General features: G+C 71.5%; 15 protein-coding genes. 10 read left to right on the forward strand and 5 right to left on the reverse strand.

Annotation, left to right across the window (positions count from 1 at the left end; genetic code table 11):
• Positions 1-2 precede the first annotated feature (2 nt).
• From ACZ4QV_RS00080 to hutH, 3 genes are all read left to right on the forward strand, one after another.
• Positions 3-797 (forward strand): enoyl-CoA hydratase/isomerase family protein, encoded by a 795-nt coding sequence (locus ACZ4QV_RS00080; RefSeq protein ID WP_361160246.1) that lies wholly within the window; start codon positions 3-5, stop codon positions 795-797.
• A gap of 107 nt (positions 798-904) precedes the next feature.
• A complete protein-coding gene (locus tag ACZ4QV_RS00085) occupies positions 905-2,059 on the forward strand; it encodes a GGDEF domain-containing protein (protein WP_361160243.1) in 1,155 nt (384 codons plus the stop codon).
• Between the two features lie 149 nt (positions 2,060-2,208).
• On the forward strand, positions 2,209-3,753 hold the full coding sequence (gene hutH, locus ACZ4QV_RS00090) for a histidine ammonia-lyase (protein ID WP_361160240.1): 1,545 nt from the start codon (positions 2,209-2,211) through the stop codon (positions 3,751-3,753).
• Positions 3,754-3,899: 146 nt separating this feature from the next.
• Here hutH and ACZ4QV_RS00095 read toward each other — a convergent pair whose 3' ends face one another.
• Positions 3,900-4,235: a hypothetical protein gene (locus ACZ4QV_RS00095; RefSeq protein WP_361160237.1), complete on the reverse strand. Its 336-nt coding sequence runs from the start codon at positions 4,233-4,235 to the stop codon at positions 3,900-3,902.
• 115 nt (positions 4,236-4,350) lie between these two features.
• On the opposite strand from ACZ4QV_RS00095, the gene ACZ4QV_RS00100 reads away from it, so the two are divergent.
• The 3 genes from ACZ4QV_RS00100 to ACZ4QV_RS00110 all read left to right on the forward strand — a co-directional run bounded on the left by ACZ4QV_RS00100 (position 4,351) and on the right by ACZ4QV_RS00110 (position 7,615).
• On the forward strand, positions 4,351-4,743 hold the full coding sequence (locus ACZ4QV_RS00100; protein WP_361618228.1) for a hypothetical protein: 393 nt from the start codon (positions 4,351-4,353) through the stop codon (positions 4,741-4,743).
• Positions 4,744-4,968: 225 nt separating this feature from the next.
• The gene (locus tag ACZ4QV_RS00105; protein ID WP_361160233.1) at positions 4,969-6,213 is read left to right on the forward strand and encodes a L,D-transpeptidase; all 1,245 of its coding nucleotides are present in this window, start codon (positions 4,969-4,971) and stop codon (positions 6,211-6,213) included.
• Positions 6,214-6,286: 73 nt separating this feature from the next.
• Positions 6,287-7,615 carry a DUF2786 domain-containing protein gene (locus tag ACZ4QV_RS00110; RefSeq protein ID WP_467762418.1) on the forward strand — a complete coding sequence of 443 codons (1,329 nt, stop codon included), beginning with the start codon at positions 6,287-6,289 and terminating at the stop codon, positions 7,613-7,615.
• Between the two features lie 46 nt (positions 7,616-7,661).
• On the opposite strand, the gene ACZ4QV_RS00115 is transcribed toward ACZ4QV_RS00110, so the two are convergent.
• Entirely contained in the window at positions 7,662-8,072 is a 411-nt protein-coding gene (locus tag ACZ4QV_RS00115; protein WP_361160227.1) for a MerR family transcriptional regulator, read from the reverse strand.
• 59 nt (positions 8,073-8,131) lie between these two features.
• Between ACZ4QV_RS00115 and ACZ4QV_RS00120 the strand changes: the two genes are divergently transcribed.
• Positions 8,132-9,049 carry an NAD(P)-dependent oxidoreductase gene (locus tag ACZ4QV_RS00120; protein ID WP_361582988.1) on the forward strand — a complete coding sequence of 306 codons (918 nt, stop codon included), beginning with the start codon at positions 8,132-8,134 and terminating at the stop codon, positions 9,047-9,049.
• 232 nt (positions 9,050-9,281) lie between these two features.
• Positions 9,282-9,638 carry a DUF1330 domain-containing protein gene (locus tag ACZ4QV_RS00125; protein WP_361638097.1) on the forward strand — a complete coding sequence of 119 codons (357 nt, stop codon included), beginning with the start codon at positions 9,282-9,284 and terminating at the stop codon, positions 9,636-9,638.
• Here the strand turns inward: ACZ4QV_RS00125 and ACZ4QV_RS00130 are convergent.
• Entirely contained in the window at positions 9,632-10,048 is a 417-nt protein-coding gene (locus ACZ4QV_RS00130; protein ID WP_361160218.1) for a hypothetical protein, read from the reverse strand. The genes ACZ4QV_RS00125 and ACZ4QV_RS00130 overlap by 7 nt on opposite strands.
• 386 nt (positions 10,049-10,434) lie before the next feature.
• Between ACZ4QV_RS00130 and ACZ4QV_RS00135 the strand changes: the two genes are divergently transcribed.
• Positions 10,435-11,604, forward strand: a complete 1,170-nt coding sequence (locus tag ACZ4QV_RS00135) for a TerD family protein (RefSeq protein WP_467762419.1) — start codon at positions 10,435-10,437, stop codon at positions 11,602-11,604.
• Positions 11,605-11,773: 169 nt separating this feature from the next.
• On the opposite strand, the gene msrA is transcribed toward ACZ4QV_RS00135, so the two are convergent.
• Positions 11,774-12,439, reverse strand: coding sequence for a peptide-methionine (S)-S-oxide reductase MsrA (gene msrA, locus ACZ4QV_RS00140; protein WP_361160212.1), 666 nt, complete (start codon positions 12,437-12,439; stop codon positions 11,774-11,776).
• Positions 12,440-12,578: 139 nt separating this feature from the next.
• A complete protein-coding gene (locus ACZ4QV_RS00145) occupies positions 12,579-13,685 on the reverse strand; it encodes a hypothetical protein (RefSeq protein WP_361160209.1) in 1,107 nt (368 codons plus the stop codon).
• A gap of 195 nt (positions 13,686-13,880) precedes the next feature.
• Between ACZ4QV_RS00145 and ACZ4QV_RS00150 the strand changes: the two genes are divergently transcribed.
• Positions 13,881-15,041 (forward strand): cystathionine gamma-synthase, encoded by a 1,161-nt coding sequence (locus tag ACZ4QV_RS00150; RefSeq protein ID WP_361160206.1) that lies wholly within the window; start codon positions 13,881-13,883, stop codon positions 15,039-15,041.
• Positions 15,042-15,148: the final 107 nt, after the last annotated feature.

The raw sequence follows: 15,148 nt of genomic DNA on the forward strand, positions 1-15,148 counted from the left end.
GCATGGACGCGCAACGCTTCGGGGACTTCGTCGGCGTACACCGGCACGGGCACGTGGCCGAACTGCGGCTCGACCGGCCCAAGGCGATGAACGCCGTGTCCACGGCCATGGCGGACGGCATCAGCGCCGCCTGCGCCGCGCTCGCCGCCGACCGGGACGTCCGCGTCACCGTCCTCACCTCCACCCACGAGCGGGCCTTCTGCGTGGGCGCCGACCTGAAGGAACGCAACTCCTTCAGCGACGCCGACCTGATGCGGCAGCGCCCGCGCACCCGGGCCGCCTACACCGGTGTCCTGGAGCTGCCGATGCCCACCGTCGCGGCCGTGCACGGCTTCGCGCTCGGCGGCGGCTTCGAGCTGGCGCTGTCCTGCGACCTGATCGTGGCGGACCGCACGGCGGTGGTCGGGCTGCCCGAGGTGTCGGTCGGCGTCATCCCCGGGGGCGGCGGTACGCAGCTGCTGCCGCGGCGGGTCGGCGCGGCCCGCGCGGCCGAGCTGATCTTCACGGGGCGGCGGGTGGAGGCGGCGGAGGCGCGGGAGCTGGGGCTGGTCGACCATCTGGTGGACGAGGCCCGGGACACGCCGGAAGCCCTGGACCTCGCCGGACGCATCGCCCGCAACTCCCCGGTCGGCCTCCGCGCCGCCAAGCGCGCGCTGCGCCTGGGCCACGGCCTCGACCTGCGCACCGGCCTCGACCTCGAGGACGGCGCCTGGCGCAGCGTCGCCTTCTCGGCGGACCGGGCGGAGGGCGTGGCCGCCTTCGTCGAGAAGCGCAGCCCGGAGTGGCCGGGGGAGTAAGGGGTACCCGGCCCCGCCCGGTCGGAACAGGTCGGTACCGGTCGGAAAGGGCGAACGCTGTGGAACATTCCTACGCTGTAGTGACACGTAGTGCTCACGGTGACGGAATGCGAGGTCCGGTGACGGACGACGGCGATGACAGGCTCCGGGCCGTGGTGGCACTCGCGCAGGCGATGGCGGCGGCGCACACCCCGCGCGCTTCGGCGCGGGCCGCCGCGGACGGGGTGCGGGCGGCCCTGGGGGGCTCGTTCGCGGCGGTCTCGGCCTGGGAACGTGAGCTGGGCCGGCTGAAGGTGCTGGTCAACGTCGGCGAGCTGGCCGACGGGGAGGTGCCGTACCCCGAGGACGAGTCCTACCCGGTGCACGAGTTCCCGGAGATCGTCGGATTCCTGCACGAGCAGTGGGCCGGCGGCGGCCAGCCCAACGCCTGGGTGGAGACCGCCGGGGAGGGGCCGCAGGACGGCCGGTACAACCACCAGCGGGTGGCCGCGCTGCGCCGCCGGGGCCGTGGCTGCTGCGTGGTCGCGCCGATCGTGCTGCACGGGCGGGCGTGGGGCGAGCTGTACGTGGCCCGCTCGGCCGGGGAGCCGGTCTTCACGCGCGCGGACGCGGACTTCGCCACCGTACTGGCCGCGGTGGCGGCGGCCGGGATCGCGCAGACCGAGCGGCTGGCGGAGGCGCGCCGGCTGGCGTTCACGGACGCGCTGACCGGCCTCGCCAACCGGCGCGCGGTGGACATGCGGCTCGACGAGGCCCTGGAGCGGCACCGGCGGGACGGCGCGGTGGTGAGCCTGGTGGTGTGCGATCTGAACGGGCTGAAGCGGGTGAACGACTCGTGCGGGCACGCCGTCGGTGACCGGCTGCTGGAACGTTTCGGTTCGGTGCTGTCGCTGTGTGGCGCCATACTGCCGGGCGCCCTCGCCGCCCGGCTCGGCGGCGACGAGTTCTGCCTCCTCACGGTGGGCCCGTCGGCCGACGAGGTGGCCAAGGTGGCCGCCGAGCTGTGCGACCGGGCGGCGGAGCTGGAACTCGGCGAGGGGGTGGCGGTCGGCGTCGCGTCGACCGGCGATCCGATCGGCCCGGTGCGCTCGGCCCGTCGGCTGTTCCGGCTGGCGGACGCGGCCCAGTACCGCGCGAAGGGCTCCGGCTCACGCGGACCGGTGGTGGCGGGCCGGGACGGCGGTACGGACGACCCGGTGATCCGCCTGGCCGACGCCCCGAAACGCACCTCGTCGACGGAACGCCGCCGCTTCCGGCGGTGACCGGGCCCGGCCCGCCCGCGGCGTCCGGCCCGCCCGCGTACGAGGCGCGGCCCGCGCGTACGGTGTCCGGCGCGCCGTACCGCACGACGGCCACCGAGGTGGAGATCCAGTGGTGACATCCAGGGATTCAGTCTCTAGGGTGCCTGAATATGGATATGCACACTGTGGTGCTGGGGACGTCCGGCACGACCGCACAGGACGTCATCGCCGTCGCCCGCGGCGCCGCCCGTATCGAGCTGTCCGAGGAGGCCATGGCGGCCGTCGCCGCCGCCCGCGCGGTCATCGACGACCTCGCCGCCAAGCCGGACCCGGTGTACGGCGTCTCCACGGGCTTCGGCGCCCTGGCCGTACGCCACATCAGCCCGGAGCTGCGGGCCCAGCTCCAGCGCAACATCGTGCGCTCGCACGCCGCCGGCATGGGCCCGCGGGTGGAGCGCGAGGTGGTGCGCGCGCTGATGTTCCTGCGCCTGAAGACGCTGGCCTCCGGCCGTACCGGCGTCCGGCCGCTCGTCGTCGGCACGATGGCGGAGATCCTCAACGCCGGGATCACCCCGGTCGTCCACGAGTACGGTTCGCTCGGCTGCTCCGGCGACCTCGCGCCGCTGTCGCACTGCGCGCTGACGCTCATGGGCGAGGGTGAGGCGGAGGGCCCCGACGGCGTCGTACGCCCGGCCGGCGAGCTGCTCGCCGAGCACGGCATCGCGCCGGTCGAACTGCGCGAGAAGGAGGGGCTGGCCCTCCTGAACGGCACCGACGGCATGCTCGGCATGCTGGTCATGGCCTGCGCCGACCTGGCCCGCCTCTTCACCACCGCGGACATCACCGCGGCGCTCTCCCTGGAGGCGCTGCTCGGCACGGACAAGGTGCTCGCGCCCGAGCTGCACGCCATCCGTCCGCACCCCGGGCAGGCCGCCTCGGCCGCCAACATGCTCAAGGTCCTGGCCGGTTCGGGACTCACCGGCCACCACCAGGACGACGCGCCGCGCGTCCAGGACGCCTACTCCGTCCGCTGCGCCCCGCAGGTCGCGGGCGCGGGCCGGGACACGCTGGACCACGCCCGCCTGGTCGCGAGCCGTGAGCTGGCCGCCGCCGTCGACAATCCGGTGGTGCTGGAGGACGGCCGGGTCGAGTCGAACGGCAACTTCCACGGCGCGCCGGTCGCGTACGTACTGGACTTCCTCGCCGTCGCCGCGGCCGACCTCGGCTCCATCGCGGAGCGCCGTACGGACCGCCTGCTGGACAAGAACCGCTCGCACGGCCTGCCCGCCTTCCTGGCCGGTGACCCGGGTGTCGACTCGGGCCTGATGATCGCCCAGTACACGCAGGCGGCGCTGGTCAGCGAGCTGAAGCGGCTGGCGGCGCCCGCCTCGGTGGACTCCATCCCGTCTTCCGCGATGCAGGAGGACCACGTCTCGATGGGCTGGTCGGCGGCGCGCAAGCTGCGGACCGCCGTGGACAACCTGACCCGGGTGCTCGCCGTCGAGCTGTACGCGGCGACCCGGGCGGTGGAGATGCGCGCGGGCCTGACCCCGGCGCCGGCCACCCGCGCGGTGCTGGACGCCGTACGGGCCGCGGGGGTCCAGGGCCCGGGGGAGGACCGTTTCCTCGCGCCGGACCTGGAGGCGGCGTACGACTTCGTCCGCGACGGCCGGCTGGTCGCGGCGGTCGAGCAGGTCACGGGCGAGCTGGCCTGACGGACGGGGCGGTGGCGAGCCGGTGACCGGGCGGGGCGGGCGTGGCTCGCTCCGCCCGGTACGTGCTTGCGCTCCGTCGGGCCGCCGTCCGGAGATCCGCGCGGTTCTCCGCGCTTCTTTGCCAGGTCGGGGCCAGGTCGGGTCGGTCAGGCCGCGTCGCCGCGGGTGCGGCGGACGGAGAAGCCGACCAGCCCGGCGCCGATGCCGAGGAAGGCGGCCCCTCCGACGACGTACGGCGTGGTGTCGAACGCGCCGGTGTCGGCGAGCAGCGCCCCCCGCGCGGCAGCGGAACCCTGCTGGTCCGTGCCGGTCTGCGCGGCGGCGTGCGACTGCGTCCTCGGGGCCTGCTGGGCCGACCGGGGGGTGTCGTGCGGCGTCCGTTCGCCGTGTTCGACGGTGGCGTTCGCGGACGGTACGAACCACAGGGCGAGCAGTACCGATCCCGCGGCTGCGGCGGTCAGCAGTGGTCGACGTGCGGTCACGGGCACGGAAACGATCCCCCTTGTGGGCTCGGCAAATTGACCGTTGACAACAGATGTTAGTGACAGCCGCGGGTCGTGGGGAAGTCAGGAGCCGGTGGTGCTTACGCTCCCTGACATGAGCAACGACGAGACATCACGGTTTGTCCGGCTCCATGTCGAACTCGTCATGGAGGTCGCCGACTCGGACCGGCTGACCGGCGCGGCACTCGACCACATCAACGGTGACCCTTCTCTACCCGCGGAGGAGCGTGGCCATGCGCGGGAAACGGTCCAGACCGATCCGGCGGAGGCGCTGGCGTACCTCGTGGACCCCTTCGACCTGGTCGAGGGCGTCCCCGGAGTGGAGCTGACGCAGGCGTCCTGGAGCAGCGAGGAGATCGACTACGACGCCGACGCGGAGTGGGTCCTCGGGCACGACGCCGAGGACGACGACTTCCCGGAGGACGAGGAGCCCGGGACGGCCGGGGCGGACGAGACGTCGGCGGACGGGGTGCGCGTCCGCTTCTGAGGAGCCGTCCGCGGCCGACGCCACGCGATCTCCGTACGGCCGCCACGCGATCTCCGTACGACGGCCGTCGCCGTACGGGGGTCGCGTGGCATTTCCCACAGCCGCCGCAGGCATGGAACGGACGAAACGGAACAGGCGTTCCTGATGGTGTCGGCCGGCGGTCTGCGGCGCGACGCCCGGCTCGGGGGTTTCGGGTTCGGCAGCAAGGCAATGGAGAATCGTGTGATGACGGACAGCAAGCGTCGCAAGGGCCTGATAGCCACTGCCGCGCTGCTCGGGGGTGTGCTGACACTCGGGGCGTGCGGTGGCGGTGACGGCGGTGACGGGGGCGGCCAGGACAACACGAAGAAGGTCGACGAGGCGGCGGCCAAGGACGCCTCGGAAGCCAAGATCAAGATCGAACCGAAGAACGGCTCCACCGACGCGGGCATCAACAGTGCCGCCAAGGTCACCGTCGACGGCGGCAAGCTCACCGACGTCACGATGACCGCCGGTGAGAACAAGAAGCCGGTCGAGGGCACGCTCGCCGCCGACGGCAGCTCCTGGCAGCCGAAGAAGCAGCTGGAGCGCTCGACCAAGTACACGATCACCGCGCACGCCGCCGACGGCGACGGCCGCAAGGCGGTGGAGCATTCGACCTTCACCACGGTCTCCCCGAAGAACAGCTTCATAGGCAACTACACGCCGGAGGACGGCTCGACCGTCGGCGTCGGGATGCCGGTGTCGGTCAACTTCGACAAGCCCGTGAAGAACAAGAAGGACGTCCAGTCCGCGATCAAGGTGGCGTCCAGCAGCAACCAGGAGATCGTCGGCCACTGGTTCGGTGACCAGCGCCTGGACTTCCGCCCCAAGGACTACTGGAAGCCGAATTCCAAGGTCAGCGTGGACCTGAAGCTCGACGGCGTCGAGGCGGCGCCCGGCGTCAAGGGCGTCCAGAACAAGAAGGTCGACTTCCGGATCGGCCGCTCGCAGATCAGCACGGTCGACGCCAAGACCCACCGGATGACCGTGGTCCGCGACGGCAAGACGATCAAGACCATCCCGATCTCGGCGGGCAGCAAGGACCACCCGACGTACAACGGGAAGATGGTCGTCTCGGAGAAGTACCAGCAGACCCGGATGGACGGCTCCACCGTCGGCTTCACCAACAACGACGGCAAGGGCGAGTACGACATCCCCGACGTCCCGCACGCCATGCGGCTGTCCAGCTCCGGCACGTTCCTGCACGGCAACTACTGGGGCAAGGGCATCTTCGGCAACGCCAACACCAGCCACGGCTGCATCGGCCTGGAGGACGTGAAGGGCGCCGGCGACCCCAGCACGGACGGCGCCTGGTTCTACCAGAACTCGCTGGTCGGCGATGTCGTCCACATGGTCAACTCCCCGGACCGGACCATCAAGCCGGACAACGGCCTCAACGGCTGGAACATGGACTGGAACGAGTGGGTGGCGGGCAGCGCCGTGAAGTAGCGCACGGTCGTCCCACGGAGGGCGGGCCCCCGCCGGTGCGCAGGCGGGGGCCCGCCCTCCGTATCGTGACCACGTGAGCAAGCGCGACGACGGACAGCGGCGGCAGGGCGGCCGGGCGGCGGCCGGTGACCTGGTCGGCACCGTACTCGGCACCGTCCGGTACGCCGAGGACGGGACATCCGCCGAGGACGCCCTGGAGGCCGGCGCCTCGATGCTGGCGGCGGCGCCCGCGGGCCCGGAAGCCGTCAGCGCCGCGCTGCTGGCCGCGGCGGAGGACGCCGTACGGCGTTGCTGGCAGGGCGGCTGGCAGCCCGCCGACCTGGAGCGGATCGTACGGCGTGAGACGGGCGGCGGCCCGCGTACCGCCGTCGTCGTGGACGCGATGGCGGCCGAGGCGCAGCGCGCGGGCCGGGCGGCGGAACGCGCCCGCGGCTCCCGCTGGGCGGCCCAGCTACGCGACCTCGAAGCCGAGACCTGGTGGCAGTCGGACTCCCGCTACCTGCAGGAGCTGGCGCACCGCCGCCGCAGCTCACGCTTCGAGACGACGTACGACGTACTGGCAGCGCTGCGCGTCCTGGCGCGCCTGCCCCGCATCACGCCTCTGCCGACCGCTCGGCCCGTACGCGGGGGTGCCCCCGCCGAGTCGCGGCACCTCGGCCGTATCCGCGGGCTGCTGGCCAAGGCCGAGGCCACGGACTACCCGGAGGAGGCGGAGGCGCTGTCGGCCAAGGTCCAGGAGCTGATGGCGCGGCACAGCATCGACGAGGCGCTGCTCGACCTCGCCGGTGGCGATGGCGGTGCGGGTGCGGGTGTCGGCGCCGACGCGGGCCCCGGCACCGGCGGCGGCCGGGGCGCCGGCCCCTCGGCCATCCGCACCGCCCCCTCCGCCATCCGCATCGGCATCGAAGGCCCGTACGAGCAGGCGAAGGCCCTGCTGCTCGACGCCGTCGCCGCCGCCAACCGCTGCCAGGCCGTCTGGTCCGGCGACGTGGCCTTCTCCACCCTCATCGGCTTCGAAGCCGACCTGGAGGCCGCCGAACTCCTCTACACGTCACTGCTTCTCCAGGCCACCACCGCCATGCACCGCGCGGGCGACGCCCACCACAGCCGCGGCCGCTCCCGCCGCACCCGCGACTTCCGCCAGACCTTCCTCGTCGCCTACGCCGACCGCATCCGCACCCGTCTGACCGCGGCCACGCAGGAGGCGACCACCGAGGCCGTGGCCGGCACCCCGGACCTCCTGCCGGTCCTGGCCGCCCGCGAGGTCGCCGTGGCGGAGACCACCGGCGAACTGTTCCCCGACACCGCCGCCGTCCGGATGCGGGGCGTACGCGACGCCGACGGCTGGGAACAGGGCGCCGCGGCAGCCGACCGCGCCCGCCTGGGCCACCGAAAGCCCTGACCCCGGCGGCGGCCCCGAACCTTCCCCGTCCCCCTCGCCCCCTGCGTCATCCGGACCGCTGCGCGGCGCCGGCCGCGTAACAGGCTTCCGGATCCTCCCCTCCGCCCGTCGGCGTGGCGGCGATGACGGCGTCCAGCGTCTCCCGTGCGGCCAGCAGGCCGGCCACGGCCTCGTCGATGCGTTCCCGTTCCCGTTGCAGGTCGGGCAGCATGCCGGAACAGGCCGGCGCCAGGGTCTGCCCGTCGTCGACCATGCAGGGCAGCAGTTCGGCGATCGTGGCGGTGCGGAGACCGGCGCCGAGCAGCATGCGGATGCCCCGGACGGTGGCGATGTCCGCTTCCGTGAATTCGCGGTATCCGCTCACCCGGCGCGACGGCTTGAGCAGCCCCTGTTCCTCGTAGTAGCGCAGCAGGCGTTGGCTGACCCCGGTCCGCCGGGAGAACTCCCCCATACGCATGTGACGACCACCACGTCCAGTTGACTCTCACACCGATGTGAGACAGCAGTCTATTGCGCATGACCGACAACCGATCAGGACCCGTTCAGCACGACCCCGTTACCGTCATCGGCCTCGGCCCCATGGGCCTCGCGCTCGCCGAAACGCTCCTGCGCAACGGCCACCCCACGACCGTCTGGAACCGCACCCCGGAGAGAGCCGACACCCTCGTCGCCAAGGGCGCCCGCCGCGCGGGGACGGCCGCCGAAGCGATCTCCGAGAGCCCTGTCACGGTCGTCTGCCTCAAGGACTACGCGTCCATGTACGCGGTTCTCGACTCCGCCGGCGACGCCTTGAAGGGCCGCACCCTGGTGAACCTCAACTCCGGCACGCCGAACGAGGCCCGTGCGGCGTCCAGTTGGGCGGCCGGGCGAGACATCGCCTATCTGGACGGCGCGATCATGGTGCCACCGCCGCTCGTCGGGCATCCCGGGTCCGTCTTCCTCTACAGCGGTGCACGGCATGTCGTCGACGAGCACCGGACGACGCTGGCGAGCATGGGCGACCCCAGGTACCTCGGCCCCGACCCCAGCCTGGCGGTGCTGTACAACACCGCGCTGCTCGACCTGATGTACGCGACCATGAACGGCTTCCTGCACGCCACGGCGCTGGTCGGATCGGCGGACGTCCCGGCAGTCGAGTTCGCCGATCTCGCCCTCAACTGGTTCATGCCCACAGTGGTGAACGCAACCCTCACCGACCAGGCCCCCGCCCTGGACAAGGGCGACTACCCCGGCGACGCGGGCACCATGGAAATGAACCTCCACGCGCTCGACCACATCGCCCGCACCTGCGGGGAACAGGGCATTCACACCGACCAGCCGCAGCTCATGAAGGCGATCGCCGAGCAGGCGATCGCCCAAGGCCACGGCGGCAAGAACTACCTGGCCGTGCACGAAGTCTTCAAGAAGCCGACCCGGCCCCACCGCCCCGACTGACCCCCCGGCACCTCTCCACTCCCCCCTCCGCGAGCGCCCGGAAGCCCTCCGCCGCCCCGCCCACCAGCTTCCGGGCCTCCCGACCCACCAGCCCGCTCACCACCGTCACCCCCGGGCCGCCGCCACTCCGTCATCCGCCGCTGCCTTACCCCCGGGGTAATGGCCTCCGACCGTCCTCCGCCGCCACAGTGAGAACAACGAACCAGCCCCACAAGCGCCTTACGGAGGACCCGTGCCCGCCTACGCCTTCGCCCACCTCCGCGACCGCGAGCCCCACCCCGACGTGTACGCGTACCTGGAGCTGGTCCAGGCCACGCTCGCGCCGTACTCCGGGCGCTTCCTCGCGCACGGGGACAAGCTGGAGGTACGGGAGGGGGAGTGGCCGGGCAGCCTCGTCCTGCTGGAGTTCCCCGGGCTCGCCGAGGCCCGCGCCTGGTACGACTCCGACGCCTACCAGGAAATCCTCCCCCTGCGCACCCGCCACATAGCGGGCGACGTCATCCTCTTCCCCGGCCTTCCCGCCGACTACGACCCCACCGCCCGCGCCGAAGCCCTGAAGGCGGCCGAAGCACGTACGCCGCCTCAGTGAACGACGACCCCGGGGACCAGGGCGACGAGCCCGGAGACGAAACTCCCCAGCCCGGCCAGCGTGATGACGATGGCCTTGCCGTCCGAGAACAGTCCCGCGCAGAACGCGCGCACCTGCCGCCGGACGATCAGCATCTTCAGCTTCTGCCAGCGGTGCTGGCGGATGTGGCACCCCAGCAGTAGCCCATAGGCGTTGTTGCGGCAGCCGTCCGTGCGTCCGCGCACCGGGGCGCCGCACGGCACCGGCGCCTGGAAGAAGCTCCACAGGAACACGGCTGCGGACAAGGTGATCACCACAGCCGGGCCCGCGGCGGCATGAGCCCACGCCGCGATCAGCAAGACGCCGGCCAGAACGCCCCACCACTGCCTCAGTCCACCGAAATGCCCGCCCCGTGCCCCCGAAGTCGCCATGGGAAAAGGGTGGCGGCTCAGGGGCGCGATGACGCCCGGAAAGAGCTGTTCGTCTGAAAGTGAGACTGCGGCTTCCGCAACGGGCATCCGACTGGTCCACCGGACCCGAACGCAGTACCGGCCCCGGCCCGCCCCACCGTCCCCGGCACAGCCATCAACCCCTCACTCACCCCACACGGCCTGCGCCACCCCCCCCTCACCGGGCAGCTCACTCCCGTCCGCCCCGATTGCGCCGTACTCCCGCCAGAAGGAAAGGCGATCAAAGCGCCACTCCCCCCTTGTCCTGCGGTCGGCTCACAACCCGGTCACGTACCCGTCATCAGTGTTTGCCGTACACAGAGCAGTCTGGGCCCTCACGATGCACACACCATCGTGAAAGGCCACACATGACCACCACTCTCACCAAGGGCGGCAACGCACCTCTGCCGACCGGGACCTGCCGTGTCTCCCTCACATCGTCCGCCGGCATCGATGTCTCCGCCGTCCTTCTTGGACCGGACGGCAAGGTGCGAAGCGATGACGACCTCGTGTTTTACCACCATCTGTCACAAGACGGCGTCGCCGTGAAAGGCCAGACCATCGTCGCGAACCTGGCGGCGGTCCCGTCCACGGTGGAACGCATAGCAGTTGTCGCCAGCATCGATCCGGAGCTCCCCGTCGCCCACTTCGATACGAGTAACACTCCGCAGGTCGTCATCCACAGCGAGGGTGCAAAGATCAGTTTCGTGCCACCCCCTCTGAAGAATTCGGAGACAGTGGCCGTCCTGGTGGAACTGTACAGACGAGGCGACGGATGGAAGGCGCGGGCAGTAGGCCAGGGTTGGGACACAGGATTGGCGGGGCTGGCTGCGGACGTCGGGATTGTCGTCGACGACCCCGCGCCGTCCCAGGCCCCGTCCCCACCTGCCCCAGTGACGCCCCGGCCTGTGGTCCCGCTGGGCAAAGTCGCCCTCTCCAAGGCCGGTCGAGCCACCATCGACATGAGCAAGGACGACCCGGGCCTCGTCGTCACCGCCACCCTTGAATGGAACGGTGGCAGCGCTGCTCGACGGAGAGCAGGAGCTGATCTCGACCTGTACGCCTTTTTCGTCCCCGGAAGTCTTGTCACGCCGCAAGGGAAGCGCCCGAACAAGACCGATGACGTGGTCTACTACCGCCAACTCGGATCGCTCTCCGTAGCGCCCTACATGGCCCTGGACGGCGATTCCCGAGTGCCCGGTCGTGAGACGGTCACGATCCGTCGCCCTGACCTGCAGGGGTACGTCCTCTTGTGCGCCTACAGCGCCGTAGAGAACGGCACGGGTTCATTCAAGTCCTACGGTGCCCGCGCGGTCGTCACTGATGGGCGAGGATCCACCGTGACGGTGCCACTCTTCAACAATCGCAACCTGTCCTATTGGGTGGCTATCGCCCTGCTTGACTTCACCGTCCCCAGCGGTGTGCAGATCCGGCACGTGGAGAAGTACAGCGGAAACCACGTCGAGGCCCGGCCGGTGCTGTACTCCAGCGGGAACTTCCGGATGAGTACTGGAAAGGTCGAATTCAAGACCAGGTAGTTGTTGAGCGGCGTTCGACGAAGCTGGACTCTGGCCATGTAGTGATCGGCTCACTGGACGCAGAGTAAATCTCCAGCAGCGAGAGACAGCCGTCCTTCGTGAAGACCAGCACTCCGGCGTTCTCCGGTTGCACGTACCAGGCGTCCGCAGCCGGATTGCCGTGAGGGGCTCAGTCTTCCGCCTTGGCCACCCCCACCGGGCAGCTCACCCCCGTCCCCCCGATCCCGCAGTATCCCGCCGGATTCTTGTCCAGGTACTGCTGGTGGTAGCCCTCGGCCGGGTAGAAGGGGCGGTCGGTGGCCGGGAGGATCTCGGTGGTGATGTCGCCGTGGCCGGCGGCGTGGAGGACGGACTGGTAGGCGGTGCGGGAGGCTTCGGCTGCCTGGTGGTCGGCGGGGGAGTGGGTGTAGATCGCGGAGCGGTACTGGGTGCCGGTGTCGTTGCCCTGGCGGAAGCCCTGGGTGGGGTCGTGGGACTCCCAGAAGAGCTTCAGGAGGGCGGCGTAGGAGACCTTGGCGGGGTCGTAGACGACGCGGACCGCTTCGGTGTGGCCCGTCAGGCCGCTGCACACCTCTTCGTAGGTGGGGTTCGGGGTGTGGCCGCCCTGGTAGCCGGCCAGCGTCGTCCAGACGCCCTCGGTCTGCCAGAACTTGCGCTCGGCGCCCCAGAAGCAGCCCAGGCCGAAGTCGGCGGTCCGCAGGTGCTCGGGGTAGGGGCCGAGGAGCGGGGTGCCGAGGACCGTGTGCCGGTCGGGGACGGTGAAGTCGCGTTCGGGGCGGCCCTTCAGGGCCTCCTCCGGGGAGGGCAGGGCGTTCTTGAAGCGGTTGAAGAGCATGGCGTCTCGCTCCGGGGGTGAGGGAAGAGGACGGTGACCGGCTGCCGGGACAACGCCGGGCGCGGGAACCGCATTCCGGGGGCGGGGACGGGGGCGGGGCCGGAAGCGGGGTCGGAGGCGTCGCCGGGTCGGCCGGTGGTCACGGGTGCGGGCGGAAGTCGGACGACGTGCCGCCGCCGCGCTCCCAGCCGGCCACGGCCAGGGCGCGGTACGCGGCGTACTCGGCCGCGGGGCTGCTGCCGTACGACCACGGGACGGCGCCGACATGGCCGTCGACCAGACGGAGCTGTTCCACGGCTTCCGCGTAGCGCTCGGCGTGCACGAGGAACCAGATGAGCAGGTGCCGGACGTGCGGGGCCATGGGGTGGTCCGCCGGGGCCTCGCGCAAGGCGAAGTGCGCGCCTTCGATCGCGCGTTCAACTACGGCGCTCTGGAAGAGGCCGCGGACCATGTTGGCCTCGGGCAGATGGTCGTAGACGGCGAAGAGCGGGAGAGCGGGGAGCAGGCTCTTGGCGGGGGCGGCCGAGGCTGCGCTCTCGGTGAACGCGGCGGCCTCCTCCTTGGAGCCGTGCCACTTCTGCGACCAGTAGGGCAGGGCGGCGAGGTGCGCGCCCATGTGGTGCGGGGCACGCTGGGCGACCTTCGACCACAGAGCGTCGTAGTCCGCGCGGCGGTCGCCGAGGCCGCGGGCGACGGCCAGCTCGGTGATGTACGGGACGGGGCTGCCGGGGGCCAGCAGGGCCGCCTCGTGGCAGACCGTCCGGGCCTCCTCCAGGATCATGCGGAAATCCTGCGAGCCGGGGTCGCGCAGCGCCTGGATGACGAGGAACTGGGCGTGGGTCTGGGCGCCGCCCGGGTCCTTGGGCGCCTCGGAGCGCCACGTACGCAGCCAGATGCCGCCCTGCCCGGGCCGCTCCGCCAGCTCGAACGCCGCGGCTCCGGCGAGCGTCTGCACCCGCTGCCAGCGGCGCTCCCAGTCCTCGCCGGTGGCGCTCAGCAGTTGGGCGGCCGGACGCCAGTCGTGGCCGCGCCGGATCTCGTCGAGGGTGTCCTCCAACTCCTGGTCGGGGCCCGGCAGCCGTACGTCGAGCTCCTGGGCCGGCACGAATCCGTAGCCCGCCATGGGGTCGGCGGCCACCGCCAGCCCCTGCTGGGCCTGCTGCGCGGCCTGCCGGCGCCGCAGCCAGGGCAGCAGGACAAGACCGCCGAGCGCGGCAGCGGCGAAGAGAACCAGCAGAACGTCCATGTGGTCAGTCTCGGATTCCGGTCTTGGGGTGCGGATGGGGGTGAGGGTGGAGACGAGGGCGGGGAGTGTGGCTTGGTGGTGTCGCGGCAAGGATGGAGCGGGGTGGAGCGCGTATGTGTCTTGTATGTATCCACTATCCAGCGAAGCAGAAAGTTCCGAAAAGTTCGCGGGTGTGGACGACTACCCTCGGCAGACATGAGCGATCAGCGCGAGCAGCGCCCCCAGAATTTCGAGACCCTTGCCATTCACGCAGGTCAGGAGCCCGACGAGGCGACCGGCGCGGTGGTACCGCCCATCTATCAGGTGTCCACCTACAAGCAGGACGGCGTGGGCGGGCTGCGCGGCGGCTACGAGTACAGCCGCAGCGCGAACCCGACCCGTACCGCCCTGGAGGAGAACCTGGCCGCCCTCGACGGCGGCCGCCGCGGCCTGGCCTTCGCCTCCGGGCTCGCGGCCGAGGACTGCCTGCTGCGCACCCTCCTGGTCCCCGGCGACCACGTGGTCATCCCCAATGACGCGTACGGCGGCACGTTCCGCCTCATTTCGAAGGTCGTCGAGCGGTGGGGTGTGGAGTGGTCGGTCGCCGACACCTCCGACCCGCAGGCCGTACGGGACGCGCTGCGCCCCCGTACCAAGGCGATCTGGGTGGAGACGCCCAGCAACCCGCTCCTCGGCATCACGGACATCGCCGCGCTCGCGGCCGTGGCGCGCGACGCCGGGGTCCGCCTGGTCGTGGACAACACCTTCGCCAGCCCCTACCTCCAGCAGCCGCTGGCCCTCGGCGCGGACGTGGTGGTCTACTCCACGACCAAGTACATGGGCGGCCACTCGGACGTGGTCGGCGGCGCGCTCGTGGTCGACGACGCCGAGCTGGGCGACGAGCTGGCCTACCACCAGAACGCGATGGGCGCGGTCGCCGGACCGTTCGACGCGTGGCTGGTGATGCGCGGTCTGAAGACGCTGGCCGTACGGATGGACCGGCACAGCGCCAACGCGACCCGGATCGCCGAGCTGCTCGCCTCGCACGACAAGGTGTCGCAGGTCCTCTACCCGGGCCTGAAGGACCACCCCGGCCACGAGGTCGCCGCCAAGCAGATGCGTTCCTTCGGCGGCATGGTCTCGTTCCGTGTCGCGGGCGGCGAGGAGGCCGCGGTGGAGGTCTGCAACCGTGCCAAGCTGTTCACCCTCGGTGAGTCGCTGGGCGGCGTGGAGTCGCTGATCGAGCACCCGGGCCGGATGACGCACGCCTCGACGGCGGGTTCGCTGCTGGAGGTCCCGAACGACCTCGTGCGGCTCTCGGTCGGCATCGAGTCGGTCGACGACCTGGTCGCGGACCTCACCCAGGCGCTGGGCTAGGAAACGCTCAGGCGCTGGGCCGGGAGACGGCCCTGGCGCCGAACCGGGAGACGGCCCTGGCGCCGAACCGGGAGACGCCTTGGCGCCGAACCGGGAAACGGCCCTGG

Source organism: Streptomyces sp. NPDC026394 (assembly GCF_055567735.1).